Origin of the sequence: Ferdinandcohnia sp. QZ13 (assembly GCF_031324165.1) — a bacterium.
Classification (GTDB): Bacteria; Bacillota; Bacilli; order Bacillales; family Bacillaceae_L; genus Ferdinandcohnia.
Genome location: NZ_JAVIVW010000015.1, coordinates 1,282,230 through 1,301,571 on the forward strand (window position 1 = coordinate 1,282,230; position 19,342 = coordinate 1,301,571).

At 38.1% G+C, this 19,342-nt stretch carries 23 protein-coding genes and 1 riboswitch; of the genes, 2 read left to right on the forward strand and 21 right to left on the reverse strand.

Annotated features, from left to right (window positions below; all coding sequences use genetic code 11):
* Positions 1-38 precede the first annotated feature (38 nt).
* The 3 genes from RGU12_RS20415 to RGU12_RS20425 form a co-directional block, all read right to left on the reverse strand.
* Positions 39-791, reverse strand: a complete 753-nt coding sequence (locus RGU12_RS20415) for a hypothetical protein (RefSeq protein ID WP_309537684.1) — start codon at positions 789-791, stop codon at positions 39-41.
* Positions 792-796: 5 nt separating this feature from the next.
* On the reverse strand, positions 797-1,261 hold the full coding sequence (locus RGU12_RS20420) for a hypothetical protein (protein WP_309537685.1): 465 nt from the start codon (positions 1,259-1,261) through the stop codon (positions 797-799).
* A gap of 106 nt (positions 1,262-1,367) precedes the next feature.
* Positions 1,368-2,501 (reverse strand): zinc-dependent alcohol dehydrogenase, encoded by a 1,134-nt coding sequence (locus RGU12_RS20425; protein WP_309537686.1) that lies wholly within the window; start codon positions 2,499-2,501, stop codon positions 1,368-1,370.
* Between the two features lie 217 nt (positions 2,502-2,718).
* On the opposite strand from RGU12_RS20425, the gene treP reads away from it, so the two are divergent.
* Together treP and treR are read left to right on the forward strand one after the other, a co-directional pair.
* Positions 2,719-4,146 carry a PTS system trehalose-specific EIIBC component gene (gene treP / locus RGU12_RS20430; protein ID WP_309537687.1) on the forward strand — a complete coding sequence of 476 codons (1,428 nt, stop codon included), beginning with the start codon at positions 2,719-2,721 and terminating at the stop codon, positions 4,144-4,146.
* An 88-nt stretch (positions 4,147-4,234) separates the two neighbouring features.
* Positions 4,235-4,951, forward strand: coding sequence for a trehalose operon repressor (treR, locus tag RGU12_RS20435; RefSeq protein WP_309537688.1), 717 nt, complete (start codon positions 4,235-4,237; stop codon positions 4,949-4,951).
* Between the two features lie 691 nt (positions 4,952-5,642).
* On the opposite strand, the gene RGU12_RS20440 is transcribed toward treR, so the two are convergent.
* The 18 genes from RGU12_RS20440 to RGU12_RS20525 form a co-directional block, all read right to left on the reverse strand.
* Positions 5,643-6,236: an NADPH-dependent FMN reductase gene (locus RGU12_RS20440; RefSeq protein WP_116353183.1), complete on the reverse strand. Its 594-nt coding sequence runs from the start codon at positions 6,234-6,236 to the stop codon at positions 5,643-5,645.
* A 178-nt stretch (positions 6,237-6,414) separates the two neighbouring features.
* Complete coding sequence (locus RGU12_RS20445) at positions 6,415-6,846, reverse strand: hypothetical protein (protein WP_309537689.1); 432 nt, start codon at positions 6,844-6,846, stop codon at positions 6,415-6,417.
* Complete coding sequence (locus tag RGU12_RS20450) at positions 6,843-7,052, reverse strand: helix-turn-helix transcriptional regulator (protein WP_309537690.1); 210 nt, start codon at positions 7,050-7,052, stop codon at positions 6,843-6,845. Before RGU12_RS20450 ends, RGU12_RS20445 begins: the two co-directional genes overlap by 4 nt.
* 116 nt (positions 7,053-7,168) lie before the next feature.
* Positions 7,169-7,753, reverse strand: a complete 585-nt coding sequence (locus RGU12_RS20455) for a putative ABC transporter permease (RefSeq protein WP_309537691.1) — start codon at positions 7,751-7,753, stop codon at positions 7,169-7,171.
* Positions 7,754-7,872: 119 nt separating this feature from the next.
* Positions 7,873-9,063, reverse strand: a complete 1,191-nt coding sequence (locus tag RGU12_RS20460; protein ID WP_309537692.1) for a DUF2812 domain-containing protein — start codon at positions 9,061-9,063, stop codon at positions 7,873-7,875.
* Positions 9,056-9,376 (reverse strand): PadR family transcriptional regulator, encoded by a 321-nt coding sequence (locus RGU12_RS20465; RefSeq protein WP_309537693.1) that lies wholly within the window; start codon positions 9,374-9,376, stop codon positions 9,056-9,058. Before RGU12_RS20465 ends, RGU12_RS20460 begins: the two co-directional genes overlap by 8 nt.
* Before the next feature lie 240 nt (positions 9,377-9,616).
* Positions 9,617-9,850, reverse strand: a complete 234-nt coding sequence (locus RGU12_RS20470; protein ID WP_309537694.1) for a hypothetical protein — start codon at positions 9,848-9,850, stop codon at positions 9,617-9,619.
* A gap of 113 nt (positions 9,851-9,963) precedes the next feature.
* A complete protein-coding gene (locus RGU12_RS20475; RefSeq protein ID WP_309537695.1) occupies positions 9,964-10,146 on the reverse strand; it encodes a hypothetical protein in 183 nt (60 codons plus the stop codon).
* 152 nt (positions 10,147-10,298) lie between these two features.
* Positions 10,299-10,384, reverse strand: a riboswitch (cyclic di-GMP riboswitch).
* Between the two features lie 484 nt (positions 10,385-10,868).
* Positions 10,869-11,630, reverse strand: a complete 762-nt coding sequence (uppS, locus tag RGU12_RS20480; protein ID WP_309537696.1) for an undecaprenyl pyrophosphate synthase — start codon at positions 11,628-11,630, stop codon at positions 10,869-10,871.
* A 46-nt stretch (positions 11,631-11,676) separates the two neighbouring features.
* Positions 11,677-11,886 (reverse strand): helix-turn-helix domain-containing protein, encoded by a 210-nt coding sequence (locus RGU12_RS20485; RefSeq protein ID WP_309537697.1) that lies wholly within the window; start codon positions 11,884-11,886, stop codon positions 11,677-11,679.
* A 10-nt stretch (positions 11,887-11,896) separates the two neighbouring features.
* Entirely contained in the window at positions 11,897-12,388 is a 492-nt protein-coding gene (locus RGU12_RS20490; RefSeq protein ID WP_309537698.1) for a DUF2975 domain-containing protein, read from the reverse strand.
* 154 nt (positions 12,389-12,542) lie between these two features.
* Positions 12,543-13,382 carry a hypothetical protein gene (locus RGU12_RS20495; protein WP_309537699.1) on the reverse strand — a complete coding sequence of 280 codons (840 nt, stop codon included), beginning with the start codon at positions 13,380-13,382 and terminating at the stop codon, positions 12,543-12,545.
* Positions 13,383-13,475: 93 nt separating this feature from the next.
* Complete coding sequence (locus RGU12_RS20500) at positions 13,476-13,670, reverse strand: hypothetical protein (RefSeq protein WP_309537700.1); 195 nt, start codon at positions 13,668-13,670, stop codon at positions 13,476-13,478.
* Between the two features lie 15 nt (positions 13,671-13,685).
* Positions 13,686-14,603 carry a DMT family transporter gene (locus RGU12_RS20505; protein ID WP_309537701.1) on the reverse strand — a complete coding sequence of 306 codons (918 nt, stop codon included), beginning with the start codon at positions 14,601-14,603 and terminating at the stop codon, positions 13,686-13,688.
* Positions 14,604-14,720: 117 nt separating this feature from the next.
* Entirely contained in the window at positions 14,721-15,434 is a 714-nt protein-coding gene (locus tag RGU12_RS20510; protein WP_309537702.1) for a hypothetical protein, read from the reverse strand.
* A gap of 176 nt (positions 15,435-15,610) precedes the next feature.
* Positions 15,611-17,218, reverse strand: a complete 1,608-nt coding sequence (locus RGU12_RS20515) for a sensor domain-containing diguanylate cyclase (RefSeq protein ID WP_309537703.1) — start codon at positions 17,216-17,218, stop codon at positions 15,611-15,613.
* A gap of 124 nt (positions 17,219-17,342) precedes the next feature.
* Complete coding sequence (locus RGU12_RS20520) at positions 17,343-18,341, reverse strand: LacI family DNA-binding transcriptional regulator (RefSeq protein WP_309537704.1); 999 nt, start codon at positions 18,339-18,341, stop codon at positions 17,343-17,345.
* 32 nt (positions 18,342-18,373) lie between these two features.
* The gene (locus RGU12_RS20525) at positions 18,374-19,255 is read right to left on the reverse strand and encodes a DMT family transporter (RefSeq protein WP_309537705.1); all 882 of its coding nucleotides are present in this window, start codon (positions 19,253-19,255) and stop codon (positions 18,374-18,376) included.
* Between the last annotated feature and the right edge of the window lie 87 nt (positions 19,256-19,342).

The window sequence follows — 19,342 nt, forward strand, 5'->3', positions numbered from 1 at the left end:
AGTAACCACTCTCAACATACAGAAAAGATCAGTACACGCTACTCACTTTTATTCTTCCGTAGTTTCTCTTTTTGTTCTTTATGCCAAAGAAGCACTTCGTAAACTGCTTGCTGAGGATTTACCTCATTTACAACCGATCCGGTAGATATTGAGTTATACAAATTACCTTCATTAAATTTCTCTCCTGTAAACTCATAAGGAAGCTCCGCCCGAAACACATCATAAGCACTGCCACCGTCAATTTTCCTCATACTAAATGGATGGATTTCCAAAAAATCCAGTAGAGCTCCTGCCATTTTTTCAGACATCTCTTTCATATTTTTTTCATTTACATCTTTAATTACAAAATTGGTTGTTTCTAAATACTCATTGAAGTCCCGAATATCAGAAAACTGGTTTTTCTCGAGAAAAAAATAATAATCATTTATTGCCTTATCCTTATCAATCAAGATTCCAAAATGCTCTTCATATAGTTCTGATGCATAATAAAGAAACGCAACATCCATATAATTATTATTCATTCCTATAACCGGTAGTCCTCCCGCATCCCCTTGATAAAGGTATGCATGAAATTGTATATCAGGATTTGACTTAGGGGCTAATAAAAGGACATCATACCCTTCATCATTCACTCCAACTACTTCAATAAACTCAAATTCTTCCATATATTCATGCTCTAAATCTTTTAATGTAATCTCTACATTCTTCTTTCCGCTTTTTGGGGCACAGGCTACTAATAAAAGGACACACAATAAAATCAGAGCCAAACTCCCACTTTTCAAACGAAACATCACCTTCACTCCCATAATTTATACGAAACTATCAACTTTGTATTTGGTAAATACTCAAACGTCATAAAACGTCCTTCATGTTTTTCTTTTATTTTAGTTGAGTAAAACAATTCTCCATTAACTTCAACTTCGTTATCCCAGCTTTTTCCTGGATCATACACATCATCAATATATCCTTCTTCGGAAGAATATTCTCTTTGTATAACATGTGGAAAATCGTGTAGATATGGAACGCTCATATATCCCAAAAAGGTGGCAACAAGGGCAAAGACAAGGAGTGCTCCAGTAAATTGCATAACAAACTTAACATTTTCAAATGGCTTGCCCTTTTCGCTTTTCTTTGTCCGAGGTTTATTCAATCTCTCACGTATGGTTTCAATTCCTAAAGCTATGATTATCCTAGGTATGATAATAAGGGCCATAAGAACAATGGACAAACAAAAAATAAGCGTGAACCAATAGTACCACATTCGCAATCCCCTCCGGTCTATCCCTTACTACATCCATTTTACTAAATTTAACAGAAAGGCGTATCAAGAAAAAATCGACAAGTGAAGTACTTGTCGAAAAAGTTCTTTATGGTTTTAAAACTACCTTTATGCAATTATCGTCGCGACCGTTAAAGATTTTATAGCCGTGGCTTGCTTCCTCAAGGGAAAGCTTATGAGTGATGATATCAGTTGGATTGAATTCCTTGTCGACGATTTTTTTATAGAGCTCTGGCATGAAATGGACAACCGGAGCTTGTCCCATTTTTAAGGTGATGTTACGGGAGAAAAAAGCACCGAGTGGGAACATGTTATAGTTCGCACCGTATACTCCGGTCAGGTGAACAGTCCCGCCTTTTCGAACAGCTTTCGTGGAAATTTGAATGGGGCCAAGTGTTCCTCCTTGTAGCTTTAGCTTTTGCTCAATGAACTCAAGCGGAGATTTTTTTCCATCCATACCCACACAATCAATGACAACATCGGCCCCACCGCTCGTAATTTCCTTTAAATGCTCGCCCATATCATCATGCTTTGTAAAATCGAAAACTTCTACTTTATTTGTCGCTTTCGCATGGTCTAATCGATAGCCAATATAGTCGATTGCGATGACGCGTTTTGCTCCTTTCATCCAGGCAAATTTTTGCGCCATCAAACCTACCGGACCACATCCTAGGACAATCACTGTGTCTCCTTCCTTTACACCAGCATTAACTACGCTCCAATAAGCAGTTGGAAGGACATCACTAAGGAAAAGCAAGGCTTCGTCATCTAATTCGCACGACTCAGGTATTTTAAAAGGAGTAAAGTTTCCGAATGGAACTCTTAAGTACTCTGCTTGTCCTCCAGGATGGTCACCAAATTTTTCTGAATAGCCAAAGTATCCACCTGAATCATAATGTGGATTTGCATTGTCACATTGGCTTTCTAGTTCATGTTCACAATAGTAGCATTTACCACAAGCAACCGTAAAAGGGATAACCACGCGATCGCCTTTTTTGACATGAGTGACTTCAGGACCTACTTCTTCGACAATCCCCATCGGCTCGTGTCCAATCACATAGCCATCCGGCAGTGGGAAATTCCCTTGATATAAATGGAGATCTGAACCACAAATCGCAGTTGAGGTAATACGCACAATGACATCGTCCTTTTTGACGATTTTGGGATCCTCGACTTCCTTGACTTCAACTTTATATGGATTTTGATACGTAACAGCCTTCATTTTTACACTCCATTCCCATTTTGATTTCTTGGTTATTTTTTGCGACGTGTGGGAAGTTATACTAAAGCTGTTTTGGCATAAAAATCCTTTATTCGAAGAAGCTAAAAATTATGAGATAAAACAATTGACATACTTGTATATACAGGTTAAACTGAAAACGTAATCACGACATGTATATACAAGATTCGACATCTTGTGAAGTAAGGGGGAAATAACAATGAGTAAGTATACTGATCCTGCGAAGGAATTGCTTGACCACATTGGTGGTAAAGAAAATATCGCAGCAGTTACACATTGCGCAACGAGAATGCGCTTCGTTTTAAACGATCCGAAAGACGCCGACATAGAAAAAATCGAAGAGATTGGGCTAGTAAAAGGGACTTTCACACAAGCCGGTCAATTCCAAGTCATTGTTGGTAATGAAGTTGCTTCTTTTTATAATGAATTCGTAAAGCACGCTGGTGTTGATAGCACAAGCAAGGAAGAAGCAAAGGTTGCTGCAAAGCAAAATATGAACTGGCTTCAACGTATGATGGGGCATTTAGCGGATATTTTTACACCGCTCATTCCAGCCCTTGTTGTTGGGGGTCTGATTTTAGGTTTCCGAAATGTCATTGGGGACATTAAATTACTTGATGACGGTACAAAAACAATCGTTGAGGTTTCACAGTTTTGGGCAGGAGTGCATGCATTCCTTTGGTTAATCGGTGAAGCGGTCTTCCACTTCCTACCGGTGGCAATCACTTGGTCTATTACACGGAAGATGGGAACCTCACAAGTTCTCGGGATTGTCCTAGGAATTACACTAGTATCTCCACAATTGTTAAATGCATATGGAGTTGCTGGCGCAGAAGATATTCCAGTCTGGGATTTTGGCTTTGCACAGGTTGAAATGATTGGGTACCAAGCACAGGTTATCCCAGCTATCTTGGCTGGTTTCGTACTTGTTTATTTAGAGCGTTGGTTACGTAAGATTTCACCAAATGCGATTTCAATGATTATTGTTCCATTTTTTGCACTAATTCCTACTGTTTTAATTGCTCATATTGTTCTTGGACCTATCGGTTGGACAATTGGTTCTTGGATTTCTGACGTTGTGTACACTAGCTTAACTTCAGCTTTTGGCTGGTTATTTGCGGCTATCTTTGGATTTGCTTATGCACCACTTGTTATCACTGGTTTACACCATATGACAAATGCGATTGACCTTCAATTGATGAGTGAGTTTAACGGAACAAACCTATGGCCAATGATTGCATTATCTAATATTGCCCAAGGTTCTGCCGTTCTAGCGATGATTTATATTAATCGTAAAAATGAAGAGGAAAAACAAGTTTCCATCCCAGCATGCATTTCTTGTTACCTTGGTGTAACAGAGCCTGCAATGTTTGGTATTAACTTAAAATACGGCTTCCCATTCCTAGCTGCGATGCTTGGTTCCATGGTTGCTGCGATTATCTCAGTGGGTAGCGGCGTTATGGCTAACTCCATCGGGGTTGGTGGACTTCCTGGTATTTTATCCATCCAGGCTGGTCACTGGTTCATGTTCTTCATTGCGATGCTTGTAGCGATTGTCATTCCATTTATCTTAACTGTGATTTTCGCAAAAGCGAATGTTGGCAAAATTTCATTTGGTAAAAAATAATACGGGTGGGAGGGGAAAATTTCCCTCCCCTTTTTTTGCGTTAATGCGGTAAAATAGTTATAAATATATACAGGATTGGGGATTCTTTATGAATAACAAGTATCTAACAATCTATAGCGATATAGTAGAAGAAATTAAAAACGGTAACATTAAGACAAATAGTCTTTTACCTTCTGAAAATGAGCTAAAGGACACGTACAATACCTCTCGCGAAACAATCAGAAAGGCGCTTAACCTTCTTTCGCAAAATGGGTATATTCAAAAGATGAAGGGCAAAGGTTCAATTGTCATTGATGTGAATAAGTTTGATTTTCCTGTTTCCGGGCTTGTAAGTTTTAAAGAGCTTGCAGAGAAAATGGGGGAAAAGCCGAAGACAAATGTGCATGAGTTGACAGTTGGTAAGCCAGATACGTTCATTAAGCAGCAGCTTCAGCTTTCTAGTAAGGAACAGATATGGAAGGTCGTACGCACAAGAGAAATGGGCGGAGAGAAAATTATTTTGGACAAGGATTTTATTTCACGTAAATTCGTCCCAGAGCTCACCAAGGAGATTTGTGAGAATTCCATTTATGCCTATTTGGAAAACGAATTGGAGCTAACCATTAGCTTTGCAAAAAAAGAAATTACGGTTGTGGAGCCAACGGAAGAAGATCTAGAGCTTCTTGATTTGGATGGTTTTCATAATGTTGTAGTCATAAAAAACTATGTATATTTAGATAATGCTAGTTTGTTTCAATACACCGAGTCCCGCCACCGCCCGGACAAATTCCGGTTTGTCGATTTTGCGCGGAGAGCACATGTGTAGAAGGCATTGGGGATATTTATCTAGTATGCAAATGGATACTATTAGGAGATTGTGAACTAGGTACGGTCCTTTGCGGGTTCGCACTTGGATATTTCTAGGAGACTTCAAGCTTGATAACGCTGTTTGCGGGTTTGCATTTGGATATTTCTAGGAGAACACGAGCTAGTTAACGCTGTTTGCGAGTTCGCAATTGGATATTTCCAGGAGATTCCGAACTAGTTAACACAGTTTGCAGGTTCGCATCTGGATATTTTTAGGAGGACACGAGCTAGTTAACGCTGTTTGCGAGTTTCCATTTGGATATTTCTAGGAGAACACGAGCTAGTTAACGCTGTTTGCGAGTTCGCAATTGGATATTTCTTGGAGATTCCGAACTAGTTAACACAGTTTGCAGGTTCGTATCTGGATATTTTTAGGAGGACACGAGCTAGTTAACGCTGTTTGCGAGTTCGCAATTGGATATTTCCAGGAGATTCCGAACTAGATAAAACAGTTTGCAGGTTCGCACTTGGATATTTTTAGGAGGGTTCAAGCTTGATAACGCTGTTTGCGGGTTTACATACGGATATACTTTTAGGAGAATACGAGCTAGTTAACGCTGTTTGCGAGTACACTGTTGGATATTTCTAGGAAATACAGAACTAATAAAAACAGGATGGCCAAATAAAGGCTCATCCTGTTTATTTCGTTATTAGCGAACTGTTTTTAATGCTCCGCTCCAAGCTACTACTTGGTCTAACATTAAGTTTACGTTGTCTAAGTGTAGATCTTGAGGTTTGAACTCAGAACCGTTTTCGAAGTCAGTGAATAATGAAAGTGTTGGATGTGTACGAACGTCCGCGATCATTAATTCACCCATGATTCCACGTAGGTGTTCAGCAGCACGTGCACCACCAGTTGAACCGTAACTTACGATACCAGCAGCTTTGTTGTTCCAAGCTTCACGAGCTAGGTCTAACGCATTTTTCAATGCTCCAGTGATAGAGTGGTTATATTCTTGAACGATGAATACGAATCCATCAAGATTAGCTAATTTTTCGTTCCAAGCAGCAATTCCAGGTGCATCTGCTTCACCTAAGAATGGTAATTTGAAGTCTGCGATGTCTACGATTTCGTAGTTAGCATCTCCACGCTTATCAGCGATTTCCTTTACCCATGCTCCTACTTGAGGACTTACGCGTCCTTCACGAGTACTACCTAAAATAATACCAATGTTTAATTTTTCGTTTGACATTACTTCTTCCTCCTTTTGTTGGTTACCAAAAAGTTTATCTAATAAACCCATGATGTCTCTCCTTTTTTATATTAAAGGATATTTTTTAAAAATACCTTTAATTATTTTATCTCAGAAGTATTTATCTTAACTTCAAGATAAATGTTATATTAAAAAAAGGATCTTGTCAACCAAAAGACCTAAAAAACAATTAAATTAAAAACGCCTAGTTAAACTAAGCGTTATATTGTTACTCCTTATAGTTTTCTTCTTGTCGTTTTATTTTCAAATAATGGATATAAAAGATTGGAATAAGCCCGCACATAAAAATGATGCCACCCATAATAAATCCATCCATGATTCCAAACCCATCTGTGAAATTTACAGCAATGCCAATGATGGTCGCAATAGCCATTAATACAATAAGTGAAATGATGGTACCTTTTTTAGGAGACTTTTCATCACTTTCATGATCCACACTAATTCCCATCGAAAGATAGGTAAAAACAATAATCGTAATCATAAAGACCATCCATAATGGGTTTTGCCTCATTCCTTCTAGTCCTTTAGTCAAAAAATCATATCCCAATATTCCTAGAATCCCAACTGTTTGAACGATATACGCGATTCGAACATTCTTTAGGTTTTTCAAAATCAAGCGTTCATCTCTAATCTTTTTCATTCATTGCCACTCTCCTTGTCGACCCAAAATATTTCATCCAATGTTTGATGGACAGCATAGCAAATATCTAGACAGAGCTTTAAGGTTGGATTGTACTTTCCTTTTTCAATTAAACTAATCGTTTGGCGGGTGACTCCAATCTTTACCGCTAATTGCTGCTGTGTTAAACCTGCCTGGATACGAGCAATCTTCACTTTATTTTCCAATTGTCGTCATCCCTCCTTAATATAAGGGTAACATATATATTACATAATGCAATATATATGTTACATTCTTTTTATTAAAATGACCAAATCAAGGATGATTTGGTCTAATAAACGTATTATTGAATTGGATTTCCGGCACGTATGTTTTCTGGTATATGCCTCCTAATCGCAAACAGGAGATCACCAAGAAAATAGAGTGCTACAGTTGGCCATATCCATGCCCAATAGCTTCCTACAACCTCATAAAAATCCCGAAGTATTGGTTGAACATAAGCTAAGCACACTAACGATAGCACAATCCAACAAACCGAATAGGAAATACAAATATGTCCCTGTATCTGCCACTTATGCCCTGAATAGTCCCACCATTTCCGGCCAAAAAACCACTCTAGAAGGAAGCCACTGCAATACTCTACGATTGTTGGAATTAGAAAACATAGTAACAACACCATGGACCAATGCGTATCTCTTCCTATTAAAAAGATGAGCAGAAGGGGTGCAAATCCGTACATTGGCTTAAATGGCCCGAAGAAAAAGTTGTCCTTAAAAAACACTCGTTTCCTAGCATAGTTATAACTGTTCTCTAGGAGCCATCCCAAAAACGAATAGATGGTAAAGAAAAAAATGACAGCCATTGCACCATCCCAGGATAGAAGCACTGGCATTTCAAAATCAAAACCAGTCACTAAACTCTGAAACACCGACAAATCACCTCAAGCATAATATTCTTGATTAGGATTTGCCCATTTTTGGTTAATTATACCTTTTTGGCTTCATTTTTTTGACCTACAGCTCAATAGTTTTATAGAATCTGAATGAATTATTCTGTAATCTTCTTTTCAATGGCTTTTACTACCGAATCCATATCTGCATAGCCATAATATCGAACAAAGATGACGTTCTTTCCCTTTGATGCGTAGACTTCTTTAAAATCCTCTTCCTTTCGAACCATTAAATAATCAAAGCTTGGATTCTTAGTTTCAATAAAATCTTCTATTCTATTTTCATAGTTATGTCTTTTTATTAAATCAGATATTAGAGGCTCCGCCATATCTGGAAAACTCAGTTGGTAAAACCTTGTTTCAATGCTTGGTGAATACTCACCGCTCCCGTCTTCCCACCTTTCCCCTGGAACCAACCCGTTTTCATCGGATTCATATTGAACTGGTGCAAACGGACTCCAATTAGATGAATATCGATTGGACCAATCAACATTGTCACTCATATATTCAGAATTCCCGCGAACCAATGCAGGATTCTGCTCTACATCCGCTAATCTGACAATCGGTAAAGCAAGACTACCTTCGGGCAATGTTTTCGTATCCATTTTTATTAGTTGTGTAAATGAAAAGATGACGGTCAATCCAGCAACAATCGTAAAAAGAAAACCGATAACCGAATTTAACTGATGCTGCTTCTTCCATGGGGCATGATGATCAATCGTTTTTCCTTCAATTAAACTTTTTCGTATTGAGCGAATAGAGTTCGCTGCTAGCAGTGAGTTGTATGCCTGATACCCGAGAATGATGGTCAAAAACGTTTGTGGAATAACTAATCCTTCAACCAAAATGTAGGTAGGTGTCCCATCGAGAAACCAAATGGAAAACAACATGCCAATTATTAAAAGCATTGCGACAACAACGAAACCTGCATTTAAGACTAATTTTTTGTCCAGTTCCTTTAACGTAAAAGACTGCTCAGCAGGGTCGGTATGGATCTCTGGTGCATCGAGCTCTTCAGGCGATGAATACACTTGAAAATATTGATAACCTGTCACATAATCCCAGCCACTTTCTGCATACATCTCCATTTGTTCTGGTGAAATCTTGTTTTTCATTGTTACATCTATTCTGTATCTCATTTTTTTCGGTTCACCTTTAACAAAATGAGCAAAAAATTTCCCCATCTTTTTTAGATGTAACCCTTGAGCTGCCATATCTTGAAACCAGCTTTCATGCTCTCCGATTCGCCAATAATCACTAGGACGAAATTTCCGAACGGTCCTATTCATTCCCCTCACCACCCTCTAATATATTCCCATCTTGAATCATGGATTTGAGTCGGTCATACTCTACCCTTAATGCTTGTTCTCCTTCAGGTGTAATTTCATAGGTCTTTCTCCTCCCGTCATCTTCCGCTAATGAAATGAGGCCGTCTTTTTGCATTCGTGATAGGACTCCGTATAGTGTTCCAGGCCCCATTTTCACTCGACCGTTTGAAACTTCCGTAATTGCATGCATAAGCTGATAGCCATGATTTGGATGCATTAATGCTAGTAGGACATAATACATTGCTTCCGTCATCGGTCCCCCATTGTACGCCATACTCATATCCCTTCTTTCGTTGGGACAAGGAACCTGTCCCCGTGTCCCTTATTTATTATGTACCTCGATATTATGCATATCGATATATCGCATAACATAATAATACTTTATAAGATATAGAAAGTAAATAATAAATGAACATTACTATGATAAAATTTAGCAAAATAAAAAGACTAGGATTAAATTTTCCACTAGTCTTTCTGCTGTATTTTAAATATGATTTTAGATCAACTAAAACCTTCAATCAACACCCACCATTGAACCTCTAACCTTTTCATATGCTTTTTCAATATTCACCAACAAATCTTTCCGGAATATATCACTACATATAAAAACATTCATAATTTCATTTTTTACCGATGAATAGGCAAATTCTAAACTATTACTAATAGTCAAATTCTGCAATTGTTCAGTAGACATTTGGTCAACTATTTCCTTTTCGAAATATTCAACAGTTCCAAATAACACGGTCATGATAAACATCCCCTTTTCAAATAAAAATCATAGCTAGAACAGCCAATTTCTTATTAAGTTACTACCTTACTAATTTATATTTACAGACAATGGATATGAATATCAGACTACCCTTAAACATATTGTCTTGTTTGCTTCTCTTTATTTAGTAATACTTCCATCGACTTTTTTCGATTGTATCTGTCCCTTCGACATTCTGAACAATTCATAAAGCGATTTCCTTTATCGTAAAAGTCATTAACTGGTTTTGGTTCTTTACACTTAAAACAAACTTGTTCTTTAGTGATCGTCTTCATCTTAATTCAACCTTCTTTCGTACTAATCAAGATTCTTTTAATAGTCATTTTAGAAGCTCACTTGTTTTAAAATAAAAAAATCCACCAAAAAGATGGTGGATAAATTTGATTATATGATTATTTTTATAACCGAAATATTTATTCACAAACTTTTTGGCAACTCGGCTATCATAGTTGTCAGAACCTTAGACCCGCAGCTTTGCGTCCTTACCTTTCGATAAGTTTGCCTTTTTCAATTTTTGTCAATAGTTTAAATAAACTATTTTTATCATAATACAAAAGTAGAGGTTTTTCAACAAATTTCAACAAAATACTGTATAATCACCCAGAAATAGGTATTTATACCTATGTAACAAGTTGTGTATTTTGGTGAAGTTGCCAAAAACTGATTCATAATGAACTTCCACTACAGTTATATTAAAATGAAGCCAACATTAGGTCACAATCTTTGAATGTTAAAATTCAAAAAAACTAACATAGTCCCAAACTTCTCAAGCTATTGAAATTAGAGAGTTAAGAATACCTCAGATAATAAAAAAGCTCCGTCTTCTAGGAGACGGGGCTTTCTCGGGAAAATTCTTGCTGTTATAAATTTGTCATTGCTTAAAATAAATGTATTCAATAAGCATGCTCAAGCAAGGTGCATTTAGCCGTTCTGTATTAAAAGTTGTTTAAGTCAGCCGAATTTTTAATCACTTCAACTAAGCTTCCCATTCACTAACTCATATTCCGCCATATCTTCTCTTTCGTTTCCGATATTCTTCTAGTGCTTGAAGAAACTCCTTTTCAGAGAAATCTGGCCACAGCACATCGGAAAACCAGAATTCCGTATACGCTAACTGCCAAAGAAGAAAATTACTTAGGCGTTTTTCACCACCGGTGCGAATCAACAGGTCTGGGTCTGGTAAACCGTCTGTATACAGATACCTTGAAAACTGCTGTTCATCAAGTTCATCCAACGACAATTTTTCATCCTTGATATCTGAGAACATATTTTTCATAGCATTCAAAATCTCAGTTCTGCCTCCATAGTTAAGTGCAAAATTCAGCTGAAAACCGTCATTGTCTCGGGTACGTTGGATTGCATATTGGATGGCTTCACGTGTATAGGCCGGAAGATTGTTTATATCCCCGATTGCCTCAATTCGAACATTATTTGCTATAAGGTCAGGCAGGTATATATGAAGAAACTCCTTAGGAAGTCTCAATATCGTTTCAACCTCAGATTTGGGGCGTTTCCAGTTTTCTGTGGAAAATGTATAAAGTGTCAGTACCTTCACATTACATTTAGCCGCAGCTTTAACAATTTTAAAAACAGTAGATACCCCTTCTTTATGTCCTGCAACTCTGGGCAAGCCACGCTTCTTAGCCCAGCGTCCGTTTCCATCCATTACAATTGCTACATGATCCGGTGTATCATGGTCTGAATACTGTAGTGAAGTATTCAATTGTTTTTGATTAAAAAATGGAATTTTCATTGACATTGTGTTTCTCCTCCATTGGGACGAGTAGTGAGTCCTGAGTGTCCCATTATTCATCGCTTCGGTATTCTAGTAGATCGCCAGGTTGACATTCTAAAGCCTTACAGATTGCTTCTAATGTGGATAGTCGAATCGCTTTTGCCTTTCCATTTTTTAATATGGAAATGTTTGCGATCGTAATCCCAACTCTTTCAGATAGTTCTGTTACGCTCATTTTTCTTTTTGCTAACATCACATCAATATTGATTATAATTGCCACTGTTTTCACCTCAGACCGTTAAATCATTTTCTGTTTTTATACGAATCGCTTCCTGTAAAAGTTTTTTTAGAACCGCTGCAAAGACAACGATCACCATTGAAGCACCCACAACAACCATTCCGATTAAAACAAGACCTGGTGCATCATCCCACTGCGCTATGATAAAGACGAATGGTAAGGCAGCTAGATACAGACAACTGATAGTGATGGCACAGTTTCTAATTTTCTTTAGAGCACGTACAGATAAATCCGAGAACGCAATGTTCTTGTCAATATAATTCAAAAGCTTAAACGCTTGAAACAATGCAATATAAAACGGTACCGCCGAAATATACATTAGTGTTAAAATGCCAAGTACCATATACCCTAATGTGGCACCATCTGCCGCTTCCCCAAATGCTCCCTTCGCTATTTTAGGTAATAAAAATAGGCACAGAGCCAAAACGGGAATTCCCATTATAATAACAGCTAGTTTTAAAAAAAGTGTTGAACTTCTTTTCATAAAAAGCACCTCATTCATTTATTGTCAATTTAATTTATCATAGTTTTTATTGTTTTACAATAAAATATTATTGATTTTAGTTTTATTTTTATTGAAATTTTGTTTCTCAAACAATAAAAAAGCGTTAATCACAGATTAACGCACAGTTCTAATTTTATTTGTGATCATTTTCCTTTTTAGGTATACATTCTTCTTCGGGCTTTATATGAACCTGTTCCCATAGTCCATTCTCAACTTTACGAAATTGTGCAATTTCAACGTCTGTTCCATTTGTTAATGTGAAAAATACGATACAATAATCCGCTCCGTCACGGCCATGGAAGCAGATATTTTTTGTGTATCCATTTTTCATTATGGGGTACTTATGTTGAATCATTTTGCACCATTCCCCAAATTTTATGTCTACGACCGATTCCCCATCATGGCTCCAGCCATGGTACGGCGCACATAGAAAGTCTTCTCTAACCTTACTCACTTCAGAAATTCGAAAGCCATCCTTTTCGTGTTCAAGCTGGATGAATCCATACGAATAGCCAAAGTACTCCACCATCAGATCTTCCCGCAATTCTATTGTTTCAATTTCATAAAAAAATTTAATTTCCCGCTCTCCAGCTGGTACTCGGCAAAGCTTTAGTAAACTCGTATGGCCGATTCCAGCAAACGACTCTACATATTTTTCATAGCTTAGTTTTTCTTGGTATTGTTTGGACAAAAAATTATAGGCAATCGGAAATGGAAGATCGCCATTACCTATGGAACCGCAAGACCTGATACCTAGAGTTGCAGCCTCCCGTAGAATACTGAAATAATTGATGAGTGTATCCTCAGGTGTCTTCGTTAATTCTCGTGGCAGCTGGATTTGAACATACGTTTTTTCATAATAAGGATCGTAGAATTTCCAATCGTTAAATCTTACATTTAAAGCTTCCAAACAAGATGGACGAAAGTATTTTTGATGATAGGCAGTAAATTTTTTTTGATTCTGATTTCGCATAGTTAATCACCCTAGATTTAATTTATGGGTGTGCGAGGGAAAGGTGTGCGTCCTATTGAAAACAAAAAAAGCGCCCGTTTGAGCACTTCATTTTCACGCATACATCTTAATATAGACCCCAACTGCAATCAAAGAAAGCAGTATGACAACTGCATAAATAACGGTTAGGTTGATGCTGTTTCTCTTCGTTTTTTCACGGTAGTTCGCATCGCCTTTCCCTGCTATTAGCATGGTTCCAATAAGTGCGATAATACCGATCACAATAACGAGTATAATGGCTATTTTCATTTATATTCACCTCGATTATAGAGTTGTCTCAGTTTCAAGCAAAGACTTTTTCGGAAGCCTTTCACTCTTCTCTTGAACGATGATTACGGCCACAATCACCATGATAACCCCTACATATTGCCACATTTGCAATGTTTCCTGGAAGATAAAATAACCGATAATGGCAGCAACGACTGGCTCAATGGTTGCAATGATGGAAGCCCTGCTTGATTCAATATATTGTAAACCCTTTGTATATAGAATAAACGCCAGCATCGTTGATAGAAAGCCAAGTCCTATGATATACATCCATGATTTGATATCAGCAAACAAGTTCAGCGAGGACCAGATTCCGCTAAACGGCGTCACGGCAACTGCTGCAAAAATAAACGTATAGACCGTGACAGTAAGAGAATCATATTTTTCAAGAGCATACTTACCAAAAATGCTATAAAGTGCGTAAAAGAAACCAGAACCAATCCCTACTATCAGTCCGAAGAGGGAGATTGTACCTGTAAAGTTCGGAAAGACTCCAACTACAAACGCACAGCCTACAATGGTTACTGCGAGAGCCAGCATTTTTCGAATGGTGAGTTTCTCTTTAAATAGGAATCTTGCAAAAATCGTGACAAATGCCGGTGCAGTATAAAGCAGAATAGCGGCAACGGAAATCGAGGTTTCCTCAATCGCCACAAACATGCACCAGTTAAACAGGACAATACTAATGATTCCAGTTCCAATAAAATATTTGCTGTCGGATATCTTGATTTTAAAGGCATGGGGACTTTTTAGTAATGCATATGTAATCAGAAAAATGGAAGCGGCAATTGCTCGTACCGCTACAACCTGTAATGGCGTAAAACCAATTGCGTACAGATTGCTTACAAACAAGCCGATAATCCCCCATAATGATGCACCTGCTGCAATTGAAAGCCCCGCCATTTTTTTGTTCATTAGCGCTTCCCCCGATTTACGTATTGCCAATATGTTACCAAATTTCGAAAGACTTGAAAAGAATTATCCTTTGAATTCAAAAAAGCCAAGCAAACAATTTTGCTCAGCTTCTACTTTTTATCTTATAGGTATTTCAAACTCTTCTTCACCTAAGAGCACTTTTAGAATTAACGGTTTATCGGTTTCAGATACCGGTGTCGGAACCTGGAAATAAATATGTACATTCCCCTTTGTTAACGGATCTACACTAGCCCCACCAAATTTTGTACCATTCTCTTCCTCGGTTGCAGCTAAACTTTCAAATTCATGTTTACCATCATATAGTAAAAAGAATTTTACTGGTGCCAGCTTGTGACCATAGTGAAAAATATCTGTTGTATCATTGTTAATCGTTCCTGTTATATGAAAATAGATTTGGGAATCTGTATTTGTACTACGACTTGCCCACGTATCATTCGGGTCTGCATTGGAAGTTGAAAATTCTTTGACAAAAGACGCATTCGTAAGAGTAATTTCGACAGAGTCATTATCATAATAAAATACCTTATCGGAATCAAATACATTTTCAGCTGGTTCTACTGATTTTTTCTCATCATCACTAGAAGATCTAAAAACCTCTGCATCCTTGTTTTTATCTTCTTTTTTAGTTTCTTCTGATTCTTGAGCTTCCGAGTCCTCTTTCTGATCATCAGTCTCAGTTTCTGCCCCATTCGTAGTAGACGTATTAGACTGGTTGTCACTGTCCTTTGCTGCTTCATTCGTACTACCACAAGCTGCTAAAAACACGGCTAATACCAACGTTATAAGTATACTTCCCCATTTTTTCTCCATAATGATCCTCCCATCTTTTCTCCAAAATTCATTATAGTATCCAAATTTTGGGCAAACAACAAGAAAGGGAATAATTAAGGAAAAATAAGTAAAAACTCCCTATTTTCACAAAAAGGGATACGTGACTTTTTCACTAGATGATGTTTAAAAACAATACTTTCTTCTCATGCGAAATTCTATCTGTTGTAAAAATGATACTGATTTTTACCTTTCCGTTTTGCTTCAAACATGGCCATATCTGCATGTTTCATAAGAGCACCTACTGTCCCACCATCCTCAGGGAAATAGGAAATGCCTATACTAGAAGTCACAAAAACGGAAAACTCCCCGATAATGACGGCCTCCTGAACGGATTGAATAATCGTTTCAGCTAATCGCTTTGTTTCCTCTACGTTTGTGTCAGGAAGGAAGATATTAAACTCATCCCCTGCCATCCTCGATAACACGGCCTTTACTGGTACGATTTCTTTCAATCGTGTTGAAATATGCTGAATGAGTCTATCACCCACATCATGTCCATATGTATCATTAACCGCTTTAAATCCGTCTAGATCAAGAAATATAACAGAAAGAGGCTCTCCCTTATCCATTTCTTTTTCTAGTTCTTTGGCAAAGTACCTCCGATTCGGCAGACCTGATAATGCATCATAGAACGCGAGTTGGTACATCATCCTTTCTGCTTCTTTACGTGCGGTGATATCAGCAAAAAATACTTGGACAAATGTTTCTCCATCCATTTCATACGGAGAACCAGAAACTTCAGCATAAATCGGTTGCTTATCCAGCCGAATCATGATTTCTTCGATTGCCCCAACAGGTTTATCATTACGAATGGATTTCCAACGACTTTTAATAATTTGATGATAATCTGGGTGAACAAAGTCGAGAAAATGTTTTCCAATCATTTGCTTTGCATCCGTTCCACCTAAGATTTTGATACCTGTTGAATTGATAAAATGAATGATTCCAAACTTATGAATGATAATCCCAATTGGCGCTAGTTCCACCAATCGTTTATAATGTTCCTCGCTCACTAATAAACGAGTTTGCATTGTTTGATCCCTGCTTGCTTGAAAAAGGAGGAGAACTAACAAAATAAGAAGGAAGATTGTAATTGTCGTCGCAATGGTATACCCTGATAACACGTAGCCCCCAAAACTCTCATTATGCTGATGGGAATCTAAGTTTTCAAATGTTGTCGCACTCATTCCTATGTAGTGCATCCCTGCAATTCCACAACCTAAAGTGATAGAGCCGACTTTTCCAAACCAAGTTGCATCACGAGATTGAGAAAACAACCAAAATGTCACCCAAGATCCGATGATTGCTGCAAGTAACGATAGAAGCAGCAAGAAAGTTGCATAGGTAAGATTGGCCTCCATCTGCATCGAACGCATGCTTAAATAATGCATGCTAAAAATACCAAATCCCATTAAAAAGCTACTTATCACTACCGTTTTACGTTCTTGAGAATGTAAGATTAGTGAAAAAGCAAGAATGGAAAATAGTACAATCAAACATAAGGAAGCAAGGACGAGCCAAATATTATAGGTTACGGTAACCTTAATATGGACAGCTAGCATTCCGATGAAGTGAACGGCCCACACACCGCCACCCATCACGAGCGAGGCTGAAACCAACCAAAATTTGTCATTTCTTGTGCTTGTTGCATCTCGATTGATTAAATGAAGCGCAACATACGAGGTAAAAATACCAATTAAAATAGACAGAATAACCATCCCTACATGATACTCAGTCACATAGCTTTCATGGGTAGAAACCAACATTAAAACACCTTTTCAACGGATTTACTTCGGTCCAACTACTTATCATTAGGATGGGTTATTTAGGAAAAACCATTCATCTTGATTAAAAAACCACGAAACGGGTGTCTCGTGGTTTAATTTATTATTTCTTAACCTTCGCCGCACTGCCTCGTACGATGAGTTTTGTGTGAATGGTTATTTTTTTACAGATTTCACGCTTGGTGGCGATACGCTCTAGCAGTAGGTCCACCGCAGATTCACCCATAATCTCCGTGTACAATTTAACTGTGGTGAGCGGTGGCACCATGTATTGTGCAGAGGAAACGTCGTTAAAACCAACGATGCTGAGGTCCTCTGGAATTTTCACTCCTAATTCATAGGCTGCCTTGTAGCAACCAACCGCAATTGTGTCGTTCGCTACAAATAAGGCAGTTGGCTTTACTTTTCCACTTAGCATTTCCTTCAGGATCTGGTAACCGTCCTTTGGATTATATCCGCCAATTTTAACGAAATCCTCGTTGAAAATTCCTTTTTCCATTAGATAAGATTCAAAAACGTCCTGTCGTAAATCCTTGAATCGATTGCCATACATATCGGTTTCGACACCGCCGATAAACCCAATATTTTTATGTCCTAATTCCACCAAATAATTGAGGGCTTTTTTTGTTGCTGAGTTAAAATCGATCACTACGGCATCGAAATGGTCCTCATCTGGGTTTGCATCGATAAAGACTGAGGGCTTATCAAAGCTCTTGATCAATTCAATATCTGCTTTTTTAAAGGTTCCCAGACAGATGATTCCATCCAATTTAGAAAGACTTCTTTTTGTGTCGTCTTTGGTTATTTTTATGATTTCCATGCCAAGGCTTTCAAGTTTCTTTTCTAGGGCCACCCGAATCGAAAGATAGTAGGTGTCGACTAATTCTTCTTCAAGCGAATAAGAATAATAGAGCCCCACGACCCCTTTCTTTTTCGTTTTTTTCTTTTTCGGGGTGATGACATAGTTTAGTTCCTCTGCTGCTTCGAATATCCGTTTTTTTGTTTCAGGTGTTACATTTAACGTTTCATCATAGTTTAACACCCGAGAGACCGTTGCCATGGAAACCTGTGCTAAATCCGCTATATCTTTAATCGTCGCCATTTTTCATACCCATCCCTTTTTGAGAAAACTCGCTATATCGCTTCTTTGTAGCTCTTTTTCTTCAAAAACTTTAGTTTTGTTTCGGAAATGATAATTGCTGCAAGGATAATGATTGCTCCAATGATCATTCGTACAGTTAATACCTCACTTAAAATGATGATCGAGAATACCATACCCCATAATGCTTCTGTTGATAATATGATCGCTGCATTCGTTTCGGTTGTGAATTTCTGCGCGACGGTTTGTAATAAAAACGCAATCGTTGTTGAAAATACACCTAAGTATAGAACTGCCGAAACGCCTTCAATGCTAGCCGCAAAATCCGTTTCACCTTTGAAAAGGACTACGATAAAGCCTAAAACTGTAGCCGCCGCCATTTGGATGACCGTTAGCAACACAGGGTCTTCATCCTTCACAAATTGGGCCGTGTAAAAAATGTGAAAAGCGAATCCAACCGCACATAATAACGTCAGGAAATCACCAAAGTTCAGGCCTCCAGAGAGTTGTAAGGACATCACACCCACACCGGTAATCGCAAACACTGCACCTAGGAGTTCAAATTTATCCATTTTTCGTTTAAAGACGAAAAACGCAATAATCGGCACGATCACCACATTCACTGCCGTTAAAAAGGCATTTTTCGATGGTGTGGTGTATACTAACCCAACTGTTTGCAAGGCAAATGCCAGGTATAGAAAGACTCCAATGATTGAACCTTTGATAATCGTACTTTTTTTAATATGTTTTAGTTTCTTAAAAAAGACCAGGCTTAACAAAATGACACCAATCAGGAAACGGATCGCAAGGATTTGATACGGTGTGAAATGGTCAAGCGACACCGCACTTGCTACAAACCCACTTCCCCAAATGATGGCAACAATCGTAAGACCTAGTTCCCCAATATATTTACGCATGTAAACCTCCACAGTGGGCGAAAAGGACAGTCCCTCGTCCCGTTTTTTAGTTTGCGGGACAGTGTACCTGTCCCCCTGTCCCATGCT